Source organism: Micromonospora sp. NPDC005291 (assembly GCF_040607415.1).
In the GTDB taxonomy this organism is placed as follows: Bacteria; Actinomycetota; Actinomycetes; order Mycobacteriales; family Micromonosporaceae; genus Micromonospora.
In genome coordinates, this window is the sequence record NZ_JBEXGR010000001.1 from 199,568 (window position 1) to 218,152 (window position 18,585).

Annotated in this window: 17 protein-coding genes and 1 pseudogene; 9 read left to right on the top strand and 9 right to left on the bottom strand. The window is 70.6% G+C overall.

The genetic code is table 11. From position 1 onward, the window contains the following. Positions 1-32: 32 nt before the first annotated feature. The 3 genes from ABZT18_RS00825 to ABZT18_RS00835 all read left to right on the top strand — a co-directional run bounded on the left by ABZT18_RS00825 (position 33) and on the right by ABZT18_RS00835 (position 2,204). The gene (locus ABZT18_RS00825) at positions 33-434 is read left to right on the top strand and encodes a YciI family protein (RefSeq protein WP_355250076.1); all 402 of its coding nucleotides are present in this window, start codon (positions 33-35) and stop codon (positions 432-434) included. A gap of 3 nt (positions 435-437) precedes the next feature. Beyond that, a complete protein-coding gene (locus tag ABZT18_RS00830; RefSeq protein ID WP_355250188.1) occupies positions 438-1,730 on the top strand; it encodes a sigma-70 family RNA polymerase sigma factor in 1,293 nt (430 codons plus the stop codon). A 153-nt stretch (positions 1,731-1,883) separates the two neighbouring features. Then, a complete protein-coding gene (locus tag ABZT18_RS00835) occupies positions 1,884-2,204 on the top strand; it encodes a multidrug efflux SMR transporter (RefSeq protein WP_354993436.1) in 321 nt (106 codons plus the stop codon). Positions 2,205-2,256: 52 nt separating this feature from the next. Here ABZT18_RS00835 and ABZT18_RS00840 read toward each other — a convergent pair whose 3' ends face one another. Continuing rightward, the gene (locus ABZT18_RS00840; RefSeq protein ID WP_355250079.1) at positions 2,257-3,663 is read right to left on the bottom strand and encodes a cellulase family glycosylhydrolase; all 1,407 of its coding nucleotides are present in this window, start codon (positions 3,661-3,663) and stop codon (positions 2,257-2,259) included. Between the two features lie 377 nt (positions 3,664-4,040). On the opposite strand from ABZT18_RS00840, the gene ABZT18_RS00845 reads away from it, so the two are divergent. After that, positions 4,041-5,003 carry a TIGR03557 family F420-dependent LLM class oxidoreductase gene (locus ABZT18_RS00845; RefSeq protein WP_355250191.1) on the top strand — a complete coding sequence of 321 codons (963 nt, stop codon included), beginning with the start codon at positions 4,041-4,043 and terminating at the stop codon, positions 5,001-5,003. Further along, complete coding sequence (locus ABZT18_RS00850) at positions 5,000-5,839, top strand: alpha/beta hydrolase (protein ID WP_355250082.1); 840 nt, start codon at positions 5,000-5,002, stop codon at positions 5,837-5,839. The genes ABZT18_RS00845 and ABZT18_RS00850 overlap by 4 nt, the downstream gene beginning before the upstream one ends. A gap of 203 nt (positions 5,840-6,042) precedes the next feature. On the opposite strand, the gene ABZT18_RS00855 is transcribed toward ABZT18_RS00850, so the two are convergent. From ABZT18_RS00855 to ABZT18_RS00890, 8 genes and pseudogenes are all read right to left on the bottom strand, one after another. Beyond that, positions 6,043-7,164: a VCBS repeat-containing protein gene (locus ABZT18_RS00855; protein ID WP_355250194.1), complete on the bottom strand. Its 1,122-nt coding sequence runs from the start codon at positions 7,162-7,164 to the stop codon at positions 6,043-6,045. Further along, positions 7,144-7,776, bottom strand: a pseudogene (locus ABZT18_RS00860) (hypothetical protein); the annotation flags it as partial. The gene ABZT18_RS00855 and the pseudogene ABZT18_RS00860, both read right to left, overlap by 21 nt. A gap of 592 nt (positions 7,777-8,368) precedes the next feature. Continuing rightward, positions 8,369-9,178: an endonuclease/exonuclease/phosphatase family protein gene (locus ABZT18_RS00865; protein WP_355250085.1), complete on the bottom strand. Its 810-nt coding sequence runs from the start codon at positions 9,176-9,178 to the stop codon at positions 8,369-8,371. 8 nt (positions 9,179-9,186) lie between these two features. Continuing rightward, a complete protein-coding gene (locus tag ABZT18_RS00870) occupies positions 9,187-10,677 on the bottom strand; it encodes a phosphatase PAP2 family protein (RefSeq protein ID WP_354993432.1) in 1,491 nt (496 codons plus the stop codon). Between the two features lie 68 nt (positions 10,678-10,745). Further along, complete coding sequence (locus tag ABZT18_RS00875) at positions 10,746-11,747, bottom strand: YihY/virulence factor BrkB family protein (RefSeq protein ID WP_354993431.1); 1,002 nt, start codon at positions 11,745-11,747, stop codon at positions 10,746-10,748. Further along, entirely contained in the window at positions 11,740-12,744 is a 1,005-nt protein-coding gene (locus ABZT18_RS00880; protein WP_354993430.1) for a diacylglycerol kinase family protein, read from the bottom strand. The genes ABZT18_RS00875 and ABZT18_RS00880 overlap by 8 nt, the downstream gene beginning before the upstream one ends. Positions 12,745-12,837: 93 nt before the next feature. Beyond that, entirely contained in the window at positions 12,838-13,416 is a 579-nt protein-coding gene (locus ABZT18_RS00885; RefSeq protein WP_354993429.1) for a Clp protease N-terminal domain-containing protein, read from the bottom strand. Continuing rightward, a complete protein-coding gene (locus tag ABZT18_RS00890) occupies positions 13,416-13,652 on the bottom strand; it encodes an HTH domain-containing protein (RefSeq protein ID WP_354993428.1) in 237 nt (78 codons plus the stop codon). Before ABZT18_RS00890 ends, ABZT18_RS00885 begins: the two co-directional genes overlap by 1 nt. Positions 13,653-13,778: 126 nt before the next feature. Here ABZT18_RS00890 and ABZT18_RS00895 point away from each other — a divergent pair, with 126 nt between their 5' ends. From ABZT18_RS00895 to ABZT18_RS00910, 4 genes are all read left to right on the top strand, one after another. Next, positions 13,779-14,213: a VOC family protein gene (locus ABZT18_RS00895; protein ID WP_354993427.1), complete on the top strand. Its 435-nt coding sequence runs from the start codon at positions 13,779-13,781 to the stop codon at positions 14,211-14,213. 127 nt (positions 14,214-14,340) lie between these two features. Further along, on the top strand, positions 14,341-15,201 hold the full coding sequence (locus tag ABZT18_RS00900; RefSeq protein ID WP_354993426.1) for a universal stress protein: 861 nt from the start codon (positions 14,341-14,343) through the stop codon (positions 15,199-15,201). A 64-nt stretch (positions 15,202-15,265) separates the two neighbouring features. Next, complete coding sequence (locus ABZT18_RS00905; RefSeq protein WP_355250197.1) at positions 15,266-17,659, top strand: phosphoketolase family protein; 2,394 nt, start codon at positions 15,266-15,268, stop codon at positions 17,657-17,659. A 10-nt stretch (positions 17,660-17,669) separates the two neighbouring features. Further along, positions 17,670-18,527, top strand: coding sequence for a universal stress protein (locus tag ABZT18_RS00910; protein WP_355250088.1), 858 nt, complete (start codon positions 17,670-17,672; stop codon positions 18,525-18,527). Positions 18,528-18,585: the final 58 nt, after the last annotated feature.

The window sequence follows — 18,585 nt, forward strand, 5'->3', positions numbered from 1 at the left end:
CGACGAGGGTGCGCAGGCGTGAGGAGCGAACCATGAAGTACATGCTGCTGATGCAGTTCAGCGCCGCCGGGACAGACTTCCCGGGCATTGACACCTGGACTCCGGACGAGGTCCGGGCACACATCGCGTTCATGGGCGAGGTCAACGGCAAGCTCACCGCCTCCGGGGAGTGGGTCGACGGGCAGGGCCTCGGTGGCCCACAGCAGGCCCGGATCGTCCGCGCCGGTGAGGGCGGGACGCCGGTGGTCACCGAGGGGCCGTTCGCCGAGACGAAGGAGTTCCTCGCCGGCTTCTGGATCGTCGACTGCGACAGCCCGCAGCGGGCGGTGGAGCTGGCCGCGTACATCTCCACCGCACCCGGCCCCGGCGGCCGGCCACTGAACATGCCGATCGAGGTGCACCCGGTGATGTCCGCCCCACCTGAGGAGCTGTGAGGGCTGACCACCGATCCCCGCATCGAGGACCTGCTGCGCGAGCTGGCGCCGCAGGTCCTCGGCGTGCTCGCCCGCCGTTTCGGTGATTTCACCACCGCCGAGGACGCGGTGCAGGAGGCGCTGCTGGCCGCCGCCACCCAGTGGCCAGCCGAAGGGCTGCCGGCAAACCCACGCGGCTGGCTGATCCAGGTCGGTTACCGGCGCATGATCGAGCTGGTCCGTGGTGAGCAGGCCCGGCGCCGTCGGGAGGACCTGGTCGCCCGCCAGGATCCGGACGATCGGGCGTACGCACCGGCCGCGGACGAGGAGTTGACCGCCGAGCGGGACGACACCCTGGTCCTGCTGATGCTCTGCTGCCACCCGGCGCTCGCCCCGACGTCGGCCGTGGCGCTGACCCTGCGCGCGGTCGGCGGGCTGAGTACCGCCGAGATCGCCCGCGCGTTCCTGGTGCCCGAGGCGACCATGGCACAGCGGATCAGCCGGGCCAAGCAACGCATCCGCGCGTCCGGGCTGCCGTTCCGGATGCCCGAGCCGGCGGAGCGGGCCGACCGGTTGACGGCCGTCCGGCAGGTGCTCTACCTGGTCTTCACCGAGGGGCACACCAGCACCACCGGCCCGGACCTGCGCCGGATCGACCTCGCGGCGGAGGCGATCCGGCTGACCCGCGCGCTACACACACTGCTGCCCGACGACAGCGAATCAGCCGGTCTGCTGGCGTTGATGCTGCTTACCGAGGCGCGCGGCCCGGCACGCACCGGGCCCTCTGGCGAGCTGATCTCACTCACCGATCAGGACCGCAGCCGCTGGGACGCGGCGGCGATCGCCGAGGGCGTCGCACTGGTCACCCGTGCGCTGCCGCGTGGGCCGATCGGCCCGTACCAGGTGCAGGCCGCCATCGCCGCGCTCCACGACGAGGCGCCGAGCACCGGCGAGACCGACTGGCCGCAGATCCTGGCGCTCTACGAGGTGCTGGAACGGCTCGCCGGCAGCCCGGTGGTTGCGCTCAACCGAGCTGTGGCGACCGCCATGGTGTACGGGCCAGCGGCCGGCCTCGCCGCCCTCGACGTGCTGGCCGACGACCCCCGACTGGCCGAGCACCACCGGCTGCCCGCCGCCCGTGCGCACCTGCACGAGATGGCCGGTGACCGGGTCCGGGCGATCGCCGACTACCGAGCCGCAGCCCAGCGGACGAGCAGCCTGCCCGAGCAGCGCTACCTCACCATGCGAGCGGCCCGACTAGCCACCGAACCGGAACCACCCGCCGCCACCGCCCGTCGCCACCGCCCGTTGATCTAGGGCATATCGTCGCGATTCGAGATCCACTAGCAGCGATACGCCCTAGATCGGCGAGGACCGGGGCCGGACGGCGGCGGACGGCGGCGGCGGCGGCGGCGGCGCTAGCCTGACCACCGACGCGTTTCCCGCCGAACACTCAGGACTGAGGGCCGCATGGCGTACGTGCTGCTGGGGATCGCCATCCTCGCCGAGGTGCTGGCCACCAGCCTGCTCAAGAGCACCGCCGGGTTCAGCCGCCTCTGGCCGACGCTGGGATGCATCGGCGGTTACCTGCTGGCGTTCATCCTGTTGGCCCAGGCGGTCAAGGAGATCCCGGTGGGCGTCGCGTACGCCCTCTGGTCGGGTCTGGGCACCGCCACCATCGTGGCGATCGGGGCCGTGTTCCTGGACGAGCCGGTCGGGCTGGCCAAGGTCGCCGGGATCGCGTTGATCATCGCCGGGGTGGTCATCGTGAACCTGGCCGGGGAGCACTGACAGGGGTCACGGTGGCCGGGCCCGTCGCGGGGCCCGGCCACCTGCCCATCGGTCAGCTGGCGGTGCAGCTCACCGCCGGCGTGGCGTTGCTGCCGGTCCAGCCGCCAATGAAGCCGAAGCTGGTGCTGGCACCGGCCGCCAGTCGGCCGTTGTAGTCCACGTTGCGGGCGGTCACCGCAGCTCCGCTGCTGGTCAGCGTCGTGTTCCAGGACTGGGTGACGCTCTGGCCGTTGGCGAACGTCCACCGGGTGGTCCAGCCCGTGATCGCGCTGGAGCCGGCGGTCACCCGCACCTCACCCTGGAAGCCGCCCTGCCACTGGTTGGTCACCGTGTACGTCGCCGTGCAGCCACCGGCAGGCGGAGGCGTCGTCGGTGGGGGCGTGGTCGGTGGAGGCGTCGTCGGCGGAGGCGTCGTGGGCGGAGGCGTCGTGGGCGGAGGCGTCGTGGGCGGAGGCGTGGTCGGCGGGGGAATGCTGTCGAAGACGCTGGCCTGCCGGGCGGTCTGCCGGATGCCGTTGGCGCCGTTGAAGAGCCGCTGACCCCAGGTGGTCAGGCTGGCCGGGTTGAAGGCGGTGGCCAGGTCCAGATACTCCACGCCACCGCCGTTGCCGCTCCACGACCAACCCAGCCAGCCGATCCCGTTGGCCTGGCTGTACGCGAGGATGGTGTCCTCGTCCGGGTCGCCGTCGGAGTGGTTGAAGCCGAACTCACCGACCACGATGGGCAGCCCGGCGGCGCGGAAGCGACCCAGGTAGTCGGTGATCTCCGCGGCGGTGTCGAACACCCCGTACATGTGGATCGAGAAGACGGTGTTGCGTGCCGGGTCGGCGGCGAAGACCGACGCGGCGTTGTCGCGCATGGTGAACGACCAGTCCTGCCCCCAGTTCGGCGCGTCCACCATGATGGTGTGGGTCAGCCCGCCGGTGCGCAGCCGCTTGATCGCGTTGGCGTTGTCGGTGGCCCAGGACGCGTAGTTCTGGTTGCCGTACGGCTCATTGCCGATGTTGACGATGACGTATCTTTCCTGGCCGGCGAGGACGTCGGCGAGGCTGAGCCAGTAGTCGACGGCCCGGGCGAGGGTGATTGCCCCGCTCTGCTCGCCGTACCCGGTGGTGTCGTGCACCTCGAGCACGCAGATCAGCCGATTGGCCTTGCACAGCGAGATGACGTTCGCGACGTCGGCGTTGGTGTTGCGGGTCCACCGGTCGCCGCTGGAGAGCACCACCCGCACGGTGTTCGCGCCCAGCGCCTTGACGTTGGCGAACGAGCTGGTCTGCTGCGGGTACCAGGTGTGCGCGTGGTTGACACCGCGCATGACGAATTCGGTGCCGTTGGCGTCGTACAGCTTGCCGCCCGCGACGGAGAAACCAGCTGCGGCGTGCGCCGGCTGGCCGAACGCCAGCACGGCGACGAGCAATGCGAGCAGGGCCGCGCCTGCGGCGGAGAGTCGAGTCTTCATGGCCTTCCTCAGGGAGGACCCCCGGTGCCCGACAGGGGTGGGATGTGACAGGGGAAGGCGGCTGCAGCCCGGCAGCCGCCGCCCGACTCACGGCGCGCACGCATCAGCGTAGGACGATGGATTGGTCGGCGCAACCGGTTCAGTGACCGGGCCTGAGCTGTGGACAGCCGTGACGGCCCACGCAGGCGCGGGCCGTCACGGGGCGATCATCCCCACCACAGGATGTGCGCCACCTCCGGCTCTTAACCGGTTAAGAGGGACCGTAGGCAGGTCGCCGCCATCCGTCAAGCACTGCCGGGGCAGAACCGGACGGGAGGGTTGACCGCTGCCGACCTGGGTATCCCGGGAACGATCCGTCGGTGGAAGGGGATACCAGGATGGTCAGCGTCGGCTACACCCTGATGAGCGAGCAAGCCGGTCCCAAGCAACTCGTCGACCATGCGATACGGGCCGAGGCTGCCGGTTTCGACCAGCTGGTCATGTCCGATCACTACTACCCCTGGTTGGACTCCCAGGGCCACTCCCCGTACGCCTGGTCGGTGCTCGGCGCGGTCGCCCACGCGACCTCCCGCGCGCAGCTCATGTCCTTCGTGACCTGCCCGATCCGCCGTTACCACCCGGCCGTGGTCGCGCAGAAGGCCAGCACGATCGGCGCACTCTCGGACGGCCGGTTCACCCTCGGCCTCGGTGCCGGCGAGAACCTGAACGAGCACGTGGTCGGCGGCTGGCCGCACGTACAGCAACGGCACGAGATGTTCGAGGAGGCGCTGCAGATCATCCGGCCGCTGCTCAACGGGGAGACGCTCACCTTCTCCGGCAACCACTTCGACGTGCCCGACGCCTACATCTGGGACCGCCCGGAACAGCCGGTGCCGATGGCCGTCGCCGCGTCCGGCCGACAGTCCGCGACGCTGGCCGCCGAATACGGCAACGGCATCATCTCCACCCAACCCGACCGGCGCATCATCGAGATGTACGACGACGCCGGGGGCGCCGGCCAGCCCCGCTACGGGCAGGTGGCCATCTGCTACGGCCCCGACGAGGCGGAATGCCGCAAGATCGTGCACGACCAGTTCCGCTGGTTCGGAATGGGCTGGAAGGTCAACGCCGACCTGCCCGGCCCGGAGTCCTTCGCCGCCGCCACCCAGTTCGTCCGGGAGGAGGACGTCGCCGAGGGCATCTCCTGCGGCCCGGATGTGGACGCGCACGTCGAGGCGTTCCGCAAGTTCGTCGACACCGGTTTCACCCACGTGGCGATCGTCCAGGTCGGCGGAGAGACCCAGCCGATGTTCCTGGACTGGGCGCAGGAGCAGCTGCTGCCCCGGTTGCGCGAGCTGTGAGACTCAGCCCGTCCGGGCGGTTCAGTCGGGCGGAACTGCGGCTCGCCATGGCCGCGCCCAGGCCGTCCGCCGGACTGACCAGCGAGTGGCAGCTCGTCGACGGACTGCGCACCCACACCCGGCGCAGTGCGGACCCGGGGACCGGCGCGCCGCCCGTGGTGCTGGTGCACGGCCTGGCGGTCTCACACCGTTACCTCACCCCGCTGGCCGTCGCGCTCGCCACCACCCACCCGGTGTACGTGCCGGACCTGCCCGGCTTCGGGCTGACCGAACGCCCCCGGGGTGCGTACGACGTCCGCCGGCATGCCGACCACCTCGCCGCCTGGCTGGCCGCGTACCGGCTGCCGCCGGTCTGTCTGCTGGGGCACTCGTTCGGCGCGGAGGTGGCCGCCTCGGTCGCCGCGACCCACCCCGCTGCGGTACGCGCGCTGGTGCTGGCCGGGCCGACCAGCGACCCGGCGGGCCGGTCCCGACGAACACAGTTCGGCCGGTGGCTGGTGGATACGACGCGCGAGGCGCCGTTGCAGGCACCGATCCTGGCCCGGGACATGTGGAACGCCCGACCCTGGCGGGTCGTCGCGACGCTGTCGCACTCGGTGCACAACGCGATCGAGGCGGACCTCGTCCGCATCACCGCGCCGACCCTCGTCCTGGCCGGCGATCGCGATCCGGTCGTACCGGCACGTTGGCGGGACCAGGCGACCCGGCTGGTGCCGGACGCCAGCCTGGTGGTGGTCCCCGCCGCCGCGCACAACGTGGTCACGACGGCCCCGACGGCGGTCGCGACCGCGATCCGCCACATCCTCTCCCCCGATCCCGCTCTCACGGACAGGTGAACCTCATGCGCTTCGGAAACACAGAGATCCGCCCGCTCGGCGGTGGCGTCGGCTGCCTCCTGATGATCCTCTTCTCGATCCTCGCCTCGGTCGTGCTCACCGTCCTGCTCAACCTGGTGCTCTGACGTCGACACCTTCCTAGGTGACCCCGAAATCTGGGTACGGGAGGGCTCGGGTGAGCCCTCCCGTACCGCCCACGAGGGTCAGAGGAGTCGGATCGCGTCCCACTGCCACGCGGCGCTGGTCGGGACGATCAGGCTGTTGGTGTAGGCACCGAACCCGCCCGAGGCGTTCGCCAGCGCGGTGTGCATGGTGATCGAACCGTTCGCCTGCGCGTACATGGCCCCCAGGTCGTCGCGGCCGTCACCGTTGAAGTCACCGGTGGTGCTGCGGAACGACCCCCACTTCCAGGAGTTTGCCGGAGTCTTGTAACTGCCGGTGAAGGCACCGAACCCGCCGCTGGGGTTGCTCAGCGAGGTGAACAACTCGATCGACTTGTCCGAGTAGTGGTAGAGCATTCCTGCGTCGTCACGGCCGTCACCGTTGAAGTCCCCAGTGGTCAGGCGAATGGAATCCCACTGCCAGGCCGCACTAACCGGCACGGTCAGGCTGCCGGTGTAGGCACCGAACCCGCCCGAGGCGTTCGCCAACGCGGTGTGCATGGTGATCGACCCGTTCGCCTGCGCGTACATGGCCCCCAGGTCGTCACGACCGTCACCGTTGAAGTCACCGACGATCGTCCGGAACGAGTTCCACTTCCAGGAATTGGCGGGAGTCTTGTAACTGCCGGTGAAGGCGCCGAACTCGCCGCTGGGGTTGCTCAGCGAGGTGAACAACTCGATCGACTTGTCCGAGTAGTGGTAGAGCATTGCCGCGTCGTCACGGCCGTCACCGTTGAAGTCACCACTGGTCAGGCGAATGGAATCCCATTTCCACGACGCGCTGGCCGGCACGGTCAGGCTGCTGGTGAACGCACTGAACCCACCCTGGGCGTTCGCCAGCGCGGTGTGCATGGTGATCGACCCGTTCGCCTGCGCGTACATGGCCCCCAGGTCGTCACGACCGTCACCGTTGTAGTCACCGACGATCGTCCGGAACGAGTTCCACTTCCAGGAATTGGCGGGAATCTTGTAACTGCCGGTGAAGGCACCGAACCCGCCGTTCACGTCGCCCAGCGAGGTGAACAGTTCAATGGAACTGTCGCGGTAGCGATAGAGCATCACCGCGTCGTCACGGCCGTCGCCGTTGAAGTCACCGGAACGTTGCACCACACCGGGCTCTTCGACCGGAATCGTTCCGGACCCCTGGTTGAGCCACTGCTCCACGGTCTCTCCGCGCAGAACGCTCAGAAGCGCGGCCTTGTTGTCGTAGCCGGTTACCTTGTCCCGATCCTCACTGAGGTGAATGTGCCACAGATGCGACGAGTCAGATGTGACGGCTTCGTCGTACCGGAAGTCCCAGCCTTCCACGGTGCTGTCGCTGTCGGTCTGTCCGTAGAACTCTCTCCACCCGTCCAGGCGGGGATCGTTGGCATTCTGGCCCGCAGCCAGCAGGCGACTGGAATAGCGGGCGATATTGCTGTAATCCGAGTTGGCAGCTCGCACGTTCTGCGGAAGGCGTAGATCCGGGGTCGCGGCCTGGCCGGCCACCAGAGCAAGGCTCTGGGCCTCCGGGAAGGTCCAGTCGTAGGCGGCGGCCTTGTCCGACGGACCACCCTGGTCCTCGGCGTCCCGGACCGAGTAGTCGTCCGAGTCGTTGCCCGCCCGGGTGTTGTGGTAGCCGGACTTGTCCGCGTAGATGCCGCCGTTGTCCGTGCCTGGCTCAAGCTTCAGAAGCTCCTGCATCAGCCACCAGGAGGCGTCGGTGATCTTCGACGGATCCGGGTTGTCCGCGGCGCTCGCCGGGCTCGGCGCCCCAACGGCACTGGCGAAGATCATTGCCGAGGTGGCGACGGCAAGAGCGCGGAGAGCCCGCAGTTTAGGCATTTTTTGCGTACGGATTTTGGGCATGGCGAGGTGCATCGTGCTCCTTTACGGAACGGCAGATTTCAGAATCTCACAGAAAGGCGCGTGTGGCCGAAGTCGGGAAGCAATGATCGACTACCGACAAGCCAGACAGCCCCACCAACGAGCAAGCGGTGGCGCTACGGGAGGATGGATCGGCTCAAGCGCCAGGGTGATGTGCTGCGGACGAAACTATTCGCTCATCCGTCGCTGGCAGCCGCAGCGGAGCAGCTGTCAAGGCGGGCATCGCAGCACCAACCGGTGATTGGTTCTCGGTGCTCGTGCACATGCAAGAGGGCCCCCGTACTCATTTCGACTCTCCTCTTTCGAATTCGAACGACCTCAGCGGGCCTCCGCGACGTTAATGTCACATCGCATTCGGGGCCGAACACCGGCCGATGATCGCCGACTCTATCCAGATGATTTACCCATGTCAATCATTTGCCACGCGACGCAAGCCGAGGATCAACTTCCCACTCGACGTGGGTGTGCGCATCACCGGCGCGATATACGGCTGCCCGAGCGGTCAGCTACCGGCGAGGTCCACTTCGGCCAGCAGCGGATAGTGGTCGGAGGCGGTGTCCGCCGCTCCGCCACGGATCACCCGGCAGTCGCGGACCCGCTCGGCCAACGCGCGGGTGCCGAGCAGGTAGTCCAGTCGCATCCCGGCGAACTCGGCCCCGCCGAGCCGGGTGGGGACGGTGAGCCCTTCGGTCTCCGGTGCTCCGGCGGCGGACGAGGGCCACAGGTCGACCAGGCCGGCGGCGAGCAGCCGGGCGATCGCGCGGGTGTCCACGTCGCCACCGGACCGGCGCAGGTGCCGCCGCCGGTAGAGGCTGGGCATGCCGCCGAGGCGGGCGGTGTGATCGACGGTCGGGTCGAGCGAGTTGAGGTCACCGGTGATCAACGTCAGCGGCCCCTCGGAGCGTCGCATCGCGGCGACCAGCCAGTCGACCTCCATCCGCCGTCGTCCCCCGGAGTACGGATAGAGGTGGGTGCCGAGCACGGTGAGCGGGCCGGCGGAGGTGGCCACCACGACGCGGGCCGCGGCGTGATGGAACGGCCGGCGCAGCGTCCCCGCCTCGATGGCCTGCAACGGCGGCCGGACCAGCACCGCCACGGGCTGCCCGAAGCAGGACCGGGCCAGGCGGGGCGTCATCCCCACCCGGCCCGCCACCTCAGCCATGACCCCGGCGCGGTCGAAGCCGCGCAGCTCCTGGAGAGCCAGTACGTCCGGTGCCTGCTCGTTGACGACCTGGACCACCTGATCCAGCCGGTCCGGGCCGCCTCGATCCCGACCGCCGGTGCGGATGTTCCAGGTCATCACTCGCAGCACGGCGGTGCTCAGTCGGCTCGGCCGGCCCGCGCCAGCTCGTCGTCGAGGGTGTCCACATCCTCGGACTCGATGGCCGGCTGGTTGCCTTCCTTCAGGTCGGCGTTCGGGCGGATGACGAGGTAGAGCAGCCCGATCCAGAGCGCGGAGAGCAGGATCGCGCCCATGAAGTCGGTCGGGTGGTGCATCCCCCGGTACATGCGGGAGGTGGCCACCCCGACCGGCATGATCACAGCCAACGCCACGAAGATCCAACGCCACCACCGATCGGTACGCGGCAGCACGATGACGGCGATCGCCAGCCAGATGCAGATCGTGGCCGCGATGTGCCCCGACGGGAACGACGAGGTGGGCATCTGCCCGTCCAGGTTCTCCACGGCCGGGCGCGGCCGGTCGACCGCGCGGGCCGAGGCGAGGAAGAGGGTCAGCTCACCCACCATCGCCAGCGCCACGAAGAGCACCGGCCGCCAGCGCCGCCAGACCGCCAGCACCAGTGGGCAGAACACCAGCGAGATCAGCAGGATCGCGTGGGTGTCACCGAACTTGCTCCACCACCAGCTCACGTCGGTCAGCACGTCGGTGTGCCGCTCGGCGAACCAGCGCGGCACCTCGGTGTCGAGCGTGGCGAAGATGGTGCCCTTGGCGTGGTAGCTGACGTACGTGCCGAAGCCGTACAGCGCCCCGAACACGAGCACCCAGCCGACCAGCAGCTCGGCCACCGCCGAGCGGGGATGGGCCAGCACGTGCTCCTCGGCCGGGGCGGGGGCGATGTCGTGCCCCGCCTCCGGCTCCAGGCCCTCGGTCAGTGGCGCCACCGGGCGCCCGCGCTCGCGCCGCCACATCCGGAAGGCGTACGCGGTGACGCCCAGCCACGCGGCGCCGAGCAGCCAGCCGGCCAACACGTCCGAGATGAAGTGCACGCCCAGCGCGATCCGGGTCAGGCCGATCAGCGCCACCAGCACGCCGACACCGACGATCGCCAGCTTGCGCCAGCGGGGGGCCATCGCCGGCAGGAACACCAGCAGCAGGGCCCCGTACGCGACGAACGAGCCCAGCGCGTGCCCACTCGGGAAGCTGTTGCCCGGGGCGCTGGCGATCGGCACGTCCACGACCGGGCGGAGCCGGCCGACCAGCGTCTTCAGTGACGGGTCGAGGATCAGGCCACCGACCCCGGTGATGATCAGGTAGACGGCGAGGCGTGGCTGGCGCCGGATCAGCAACCCGACCACGGCGATGGTGACCAACCAGATGAGGATCGGCCGGCCGCCCAGGTCGGTCACCGCCTCCAGGACGGTGACGAGTGCGTGGTGCGGGGCGACGAGCCCGTTGAACCACTCGGCGACCGCGTGGTCGGCGTCCTGCAACGGGCTCCACCGCACCCGGACGAGCAACAACAGCAGCCCGAAGGCCACCCCGGCGCCGGTGACGGCGACCAGACCAGCGATGCTCCGCTCGGTGAAATGACCGATCGGACGCCGCGCCACCTCTTTGACCGCGGTCACCCCGCACCTCCCTTGTCTGCCTGGCGGTGCGCTTTACCCGATCTGCGCGGCCCGTACACCACGGGCCGCTAGAGCGCCGTCATGTCCCCGGTGTCCAGAAGCTCGGCGCGGTCGGCCTCGGGCTCCCACAGGTCTGGTTGGGCGGGCTCCTGCACGCCGATGCGCAACGCCTCCAGCTGGGCGGCGAAGGCCAGCCCACCGAAGAGCGCCATGCCGGTGAGGTTGGCCCAGAGCAGCAGCGCCATCATCCCGGTCAGCGCGCCGTAGGTCTGCCCGAAATCGTCGCTGAACCGCACGTACGCGGCGAGCAGCAGGCTGGCCAGCCACCACAGCGCCGTGGCGATGCCGGCGCCGAAGAACAGCCAGGAGAGGCCGGGCTGCCTGCGGCGCGGCGCGCGCCGGAACAGCACCGCCACGGCGAGCACGGTCAACCCGAGGCTCAGGGGAAAGCGGACCACGTTCCAGACGCCGTTAGCGAGGGCACCCCACTCGTAGTGCTCCCGCACCGAGTCGCCCACCGCCCCGCCGGCGACCAGGATCAGGAAGCCGGCCAACGCGGGCAGGCCGGCGGTGACGGCCAGCACGGCGGCACGGAGGTACTTCGACAGCGCCGGGCGGTCCCGCTCCACGCCGTAGATGCGGTTGGCACCCCGTTCGATCTGAGCCATCGTGGTGGTCAGCGCGACCAGCCCGGTGAGCAGGCCGAGGGTGAGCGCCAGCTCGCCAGCGTCCTCGACACGTTCGCCCTCGCCGAGCAGCCCGGCGACCATCTGCTCGCTCTGGCCGGGGGTGAGCGCGAGGACGGTGTCGGCGACCACGCGGCCGCCCTCTTCGACGCCCAACTCGCTGATCAGGCCGGTGAGGGCGATCAGGAACGGCACCACGGCGAGGCAGAGCTGCAGGGCGAAGGCGCGGGAATGGCTGAACCCGTCGCCGTAGCGAAAGCGGATGAAGGCGTCCCGCAGCAGGTGCCAGCCGCCCTTGCGGCGCAGGGTGCGCCAGGCGTCGTCGGCGGACAGCTCCGCGTCGGCCATCAGCCGGGTCTCCGGCACGATCCGGGTGCTACTCACGGCGCGCTTCCTCGATCAGCTGCTCGCCCCGCTCCCCGGCGCGTTGCGCATCGACGGCAAGGTCGGGGGCGTCCTCGGGTTGTGGGACGCAGAGCCAGAGCGCCTGGGGCCGGACCTCCGCCAACAGCTGGCGGCCCGGGGAGATGAGGTCGCCGTCCAGCTCCCGAGGCTGGTCCCGGTTGCTGGTGACCACCACGCGCCGGCCCCGGAACACCTCCATCTGCGGCACCTTGCCGCTGCGGCGGATGACCGCCCAGCCGAGTGCGAGCCAGTGCCGCAGGTTGCGCGGAGTGAGCACGGCGACGTCGAGCCAGCCGTCGTCCGGCTCGGCCTCGGTGAGCAGGCGTACCCCGCCCTGGAGCCGGCCGACGTTGGCGATCAGCACCGAGCGGGCCCGGCGGCGCACCGGCGGGCGGTCGTCGATGCGGATCTGCACCCGCATCGGCCGGTCCCGTAGGTGGCGGGCGGCGCCCACCACGTACGCCGGCCAGCCGATGCGGGCCTTGGTGGTCTCGGAGGTGGCGGCCAGCATCTGGGCGTCGAAGCCCATGCCGGCCATCACGGTGAAGTACTTGTCCTCGACGGCGCCGACGTCGAGGAGCCGTCGGCCGCGCTCGATGGCGACCTCCAGCCCGGCAGCCATGTCGGTGGAGAGCCCCAGGTTGGCGGCGAGTAGGTTGCCGGTGCCCTGCGGCAGCACGGCGAGGGCCACGTCGGTGCCGACCAGCGCGCTGACGCAGGACATCACGGTGCCGTCACCGCCGCAGGCGAAGACCAGGTCGACGCCGGCCTTGACGGCCTGCTCGGTCTGACCGCGGCCCGGGTCGTCAGCGGTCGTCTCGTACCACTGCGGCGCGGGCCAGCCGGCGGCGGTCAGGGCATCCTCGACGGTGCGGCGCAGTTCGTCGAGATCGTCGACCTTGACCGGGTTGACCACCACCGCGGAGCGCAGCCCGCCGTCGCCGCCCGAGGGCCGCCTGTCGTGTCCAGCATCCACGGCGCCAGTGTGCAGCACCCGGACGGCTTCAGCGACCCGGCGAGCGGCCGACGTCGGAAGTGCCACAGACAGGTTTCAACGCGCTCGCGCCCGTCACGCCGCCGCCCGGAGCGCGAGCTCCACCCGTCGGCGCAGATCGTCGAGGTCGACCCCGGATTCGGTGAGCACCAGCGCGCCCAGCCCGTGCCCCTCCCGGAGCACCCCGAGCAGGATGTGCTCGGTGCCGATGTGGCGGTGGCGCAGGCGCAGCGCCTCCCGCAGTGACAACTCCAGCGCCTTCTTGGAGCGGGGCGAGAACGGGCCGCCGAGGTATCGCTTGCGCGTCCAGCGGCGGCGCGGTGCCGGCACCGCCTCGCGCAGCGCGTCCGGGCCGAAGGACTGCTCGATGCGGGCCACGATCGCGGCCAGGTCGATGCCGATCTCCCGAAGGGCCGCAGCGTCGGCGTCGCCGAGGCCGGCACCGCCGCTGACGGTGTGCCGTCGGACGCGCTCGCGGAGGTCGTCGGCGCGCACCCCGGCGTCGGTGAGCACCTGCCTGGCCAGTCCGGCGTCGTCGGCGAGCAGGGCGAGTAGCAGGTGCTCCGTGCCGACTGGCCGCTGGCCTTCGGCCCGCGCCTCCTCCAGCGCACGTCGCACGACGTCGCGCGCCCGGTCGGTGAACCGTTCGAACATCACGCCTCCCAGGATGAGTTGATCGCCGGTCGCCCGGCGTGCTTCTTGTGCACCGCCTGCCGGCTGACCTCGAGCGCGTCGGCGATCTCCTGCCAGGACCAGCCCTGTCGACGGGCGTTGTCCACCTGGACCACCTCAAGCCGCTCGAGCAGCCGGCTCAGCGCGCGGACGGCGCGCAGCCCGACCCGGGGGTCGGTGCTGCCGGCTGCCGCCGCGAGTTCTGTCGCCTGACTCATGCCGTCAACATACGTTGACAGCGCCACTCGTGTCAACCCCAGTTGACGAGCCCGTGAACGGTGGCAGCCCGAGCCCCCGCCAAGGACGGGCCCGTGGACGACGAAAGACGCTTCTATAGTGGACAGATGGCATCGGTCAAGCAGGTCCAGGTCACCTTCGACTGCACAGAACCTGAGCGACTCGCTCGTTTCTGGTGCGAGGTGTTGGGCTACGTCGTGCCGCCGCCACCGGAGGGGTTTGCCACCTGGGACGATTTCGATCGCACGCTGCCGCCTCCGGATCAGGGTTCAGCGTTCGCCTGCGTTGATCCCTCGGGTGTGGGCCCGCGACTGTTCTTCCAACGTGTTCCCGAGGGCAAGGTCGTCAAGAATCGGCTGCATCTCGACGTGCGGGTCGGCACCGGGCTCGTGGGTGACGAGCGCCTGGCCGTGCTTGAGGCCGAATGCGCGCGACTGGTCGCGCTCGGCGCGGCACGCGTGCGACTCCTGCCTGCCGATGACGACAACGAGTCGTGCCTCGTGATGCAGGACATCGAGGGCAACGAGTTCTGTCTCGACTGAGTGGCCGCGAACCTGGCACCTTCGCTGGGAACCCACACCGATCCGGCCCGCCGCCGCGCCTATCCGACTACCCTCGGTCAGGGACAGCTTGGCCGTGCCGGGCGCGACGCCCGGGAGGTGATGTGGGATGGCCGCACCCGCCGACGCAGCGGTGCTGGTCGGCCTCGGGTCGGATCTCGACCTCCCGGTCGTCGAACAGGCCGCGCAGGAGGCCGCCGGGCAGGGCCGGCCACTGCACCTGCTGCACACCTTCGACTGGCACGCTGCCTTCGCCGCGGACACCGTCGCCGTGCCCCGCGACCAGGCCGAAGAGCTGATCACGCGGGCCGCCCAACTCGCCCACCAGACCGAGCCAGGGCTGACCGTGCAGGCCGAGATCGTCGAGAGCGCCATGCTGCCCACGCTCATCCGCCGGTCGGAGGCGGCCTTCCTGCTGGCCGTCGGCGACAGCGGAATGGCAGGCAGCGGCCAGTGCGTCCCGGCCGAAACGCCTGCCGTGCAGTTGGCCGCACGGGCCGGCTGCCCGCTGTTGGTGGTCCGCCGCGAGCCGCCGCCGCAGGGCCCGGTGCTGGTCGGGGTGGACGGCTCACCCAGCTCACACCTCGCTCTGCAGTGGGCCGTGATGTGCGCGGCCCACCGGGGCGCCCGGCTTGTGGCGCTGCGAGTGGTGGAGTACGACGAGGACACCGACGCGGTCGCCGAGCAGCTCAGCGAGGCGCTGGCCCGGCACACCGTCAGCCACGGCGCGATGCCTACCGAATGCCGCGTCGTGCGTGGCGATCCCAGCCAGGTGCTGATCGACACGTCCCGCACCGCACAGGTGACGCTCGTCGCCGCCCGCGGCGACGAACCCGCCCGGGCCATGCTGGGCGCGGTCGCCCAGTCCCTGCTCTACCACTCCCCGGCCCCGGTGGTCGTCGTCCGCGGCCTGGCCGAGGTGCCGCTGACCGGGCCCGACGCCCGCCCGGTGCGGGACCAACGGCCCTGACCCGGGGCGTCCGCAGCGGCGAAGCTGGACGCTGGACGGCCCCCTACCCGCGAGAGGCAGCATGATGGACACCGCTCTCGACGTGCACCGCGCCCTCACCGACGACGAGCTGCGCCGGCTGGACGCCTACTGGCGCGCCGCGAACTACCTCACCGTCGGGCAGATCTACCTGCTGGGCAACCCGCTGCTGCGGGAGCCGCTGACCCGCGATGACATCAAGCCTCGACTGCTCGGGCACTGGGGCACCAGCCCCGGGCTCAACCTGATCTACGCCCACCTCAACCGGGTGATCGTCGCGCGCGACGTCAACGCCATGCTGGTGACCGGCCCCGGGCACGGCGGCCCGGCCATCGTGGCCAACACCTGGCTGGAGGGCACCTGGTCGGAGCATTACCACGACGTTGCACGCGACGAGGCGGGGATGTCCAAGCTCTTCCGCCAGTTCTCCTTCCCGGGCGGCATCCCCAGCCACGTCGCGGCGGACGTGCCGGGCTCGATCCACGAGGGCGGCGAGCTGGGGTACGCGTTGAGCCACGCCTACGGCGCCGCGTTCGACCACCCGGACCTGGTGGTGGCCTGCGTGGTCGGCGACGGCGAGGCGGAGACCGGGCCGCTGGCCGGCAGCTGGCTCTCCGACGTGTTCCTCAACCCGGCGCGCGACGGTGCGGTGCTGCCCATCCTGCACCTCAACGGTTACAAGATCGCCAACCCGACGGTGCTGTCCCGGATCCCCGAGGCCGACCTGCTCGATCTCATGCGCGGATCGGGCTACCAGCCGTACGTGGTGGCCGGCGACGACCCCGCCCAGGTGCACCGCATCCTCGCGGCGACACTGGACCGCGCTCTGGACGAGATCGCCGAGATCCAGCGGCGAGCCCGCTCCGGGGGCGTCGTCGAACGTCCCCGCTGGCCGATGATCATCCTGCGTACGCCGAAGGGCTGGACCGGCCCCCGCGAGGTCGACGGCACCCAGGTGGAGGGCACGTACCGCGCCCACCAGGTGCCACTGTCGGGGGTACGCGACAACGCGGCGCACCTGGCCGAGCTGGAGCACTGGCTGCGCAGCTACCGGCCGGAGGAGCTGTTCGACGCCACCGGCGCGCCGGTGGAGGAGCTGCGGGCCCTGCCGCCGCGCGGCGACCGGCGGATGAGCGCCAACCCGGTCACCAACGGCGGCCTGGTGCTGCGCGACCTGGCCCTGCCCGACTTCCGCGAATACGGCGTGGACGTCCCCGAACCGGGCAAGACGATGGCCAGCGCGACCGGGACGCTCGGCCCGTGGATCCGCGACGTCATCGCCGCCAACCCGCGGACGTTCCGACTCTTCGGCCCGGACGAGGTCGCCTCCAACCGGCTGGGCGCAGCGTTCGAGGTGACCGACCGGGCGTGGGTGGCCGTCACCGTGCCCGGTGACGACCACCTCTCCCCCGACGGCAGGGTCATGGAGGTGCTCTCCGAGCATCTGTGCCAGGGCTGGCTGGAGGGCTATCTCCTGACCGGCCGACACGGCGTGTTCACCAGCTACGAGGCGTTCATTCACATCGTCGACTCGATGCTCAACCAGCACGCCAAGTGGCTGAAGGTGACCCGGGCCATTCCCTGGCGGCAACCGATCGCGTCGCTGAACTACCTGTTGTCCAGCCACGTCTGGCGTCAGGACCACAACGGCTTCTCCCACCAGGACCCGGGCTTCATCGACCACGTGGTCAACAAGAAGGCCGAGGTGGTGCGGGTCTACCTGCCGCCGGACGCCAACACTCTGCTCGCCACGACGGACCACTGCCTGCGCAGCCGGCACTACATCAACGTGGTGGTGGCCGGTAAGCAGCCGGCACCGAACTGGCTGACGATGGCCGAGGCGATCCAGCACACCCGGCGTGGCCTGGGAATCTGGGAGTGGGCCAGCAGCGACGGCGACAGCGAGCCGGACGTGGTGCTCGCCTGCTGCGGGGACGTGCCCACCCTGGAGACGCTGGCCGCCGCCGAGCTGCTGCGCCAGCACCTCCCCGAGCTGAAGGTGCGACTGGTCAACGTGGTCGACCTGATGCGACTCCAGCCGGACACCGAGCACCCGCACGGCCTGACCGACAGCGAATTCGACACCATCTTCACCGAGGACCGGCCGATCATCTTCGCGTACCACGGCTACCCGTGGCTGATCCACCGACTCACCTACCGCCGCACCAACCACGACAACCTGCACGTGCGCGGCTACAAGGAGGAAGGCACCACCACCACCCCGTTCGACATGGTGATGCTCAACGACCTGGACCGCTTCCACCTCGTCATCGACGTCATCGACCGGGTGCCCGGCCTGGGCGCGCGCACGGCGCACCTGCGCCAGCAGATGGTCGACGCCCGCCAGTCGGCGCGCGACTACACCCGCCAGTACGGCGAGGACGACCCCCAGGTCGCCGAGTGGCGCTGGGTCCGCGAAACCGACCCGACCAACCCCTGAGGAGGACGACGTGCGTGACGCGGAGATCCTGGTTGGCTACGACGGCTCCACCGACGCCTCCGTAGCCCTGAACTGGGCGCTGGAAGAGGCTCGGCACAGCGGCCAACCGGTGCGGCTGGCGTACGTCTTCGAATGGTTGACCGTGGCCGGCTGGGTCGGCCCGGGGGTGGCGCCGGGGATCTGGCCGGACGACACCGCCCGCCGGCAGGTCGAGGACCTGGTGCGCAAGGCCGCGGCGGACGCCGGCGCCGCGCACCCCGGGCTCACGATCACCGGCGAGGTGTACGACGGGCCGCCGGCCCTGGTGCTGCAGGAACGCTCCGCCGAGGCCGGGCTGCTGGTGCTCGGCAGCCGAGGCCACGGCGGGTTCGGTGGTCTGCTGGCCGGGTCGACGGCGGTATCGGTAGCCGCGCACGCACACTGCCCGGTCGTGGTGGTCCGGGACGGGCCCGGTAGCGCTCTGACCGACGCGTCGCCCGGCCCGGTGGCGGTCGGCGTGGACGGCTCGGAGCAGTCGCTGGTGGCGCTCGGCTTCGCGGCCGAACGGGCGGCGCAGCGGCAGGTGCCGCTGCGCGTGCTGCACGCCTGGACACCGGGCCCCGGAGGGGCGGCCGGGGTGCCCGACGAGCGGGCCGCGGTGGAGCAGGCGCTGGAGCCGTGGCGGCGGACGTTCGCCGAGCTGACCATCAGCGTGGACCTGGTCCCGGGCAGCCCGGCGGCGATGCTGATCGAGGCCAGCCGCGACGCGCGGCTGGTGGTGGTCGGCAGCCGGGGCCGGGGCGGGCTGGCCGGGATGCTGCTCGGCTCGGTCAGCCAACAGCTGATCCAACACGCCGACTGCCCGGTCGCGGTGGTCAAGGAACGCTGACCCTGGCAGGCGTGACGAACCGGCTGGTCGGGACCTGCGACCCGTGCGGGACGCCGCC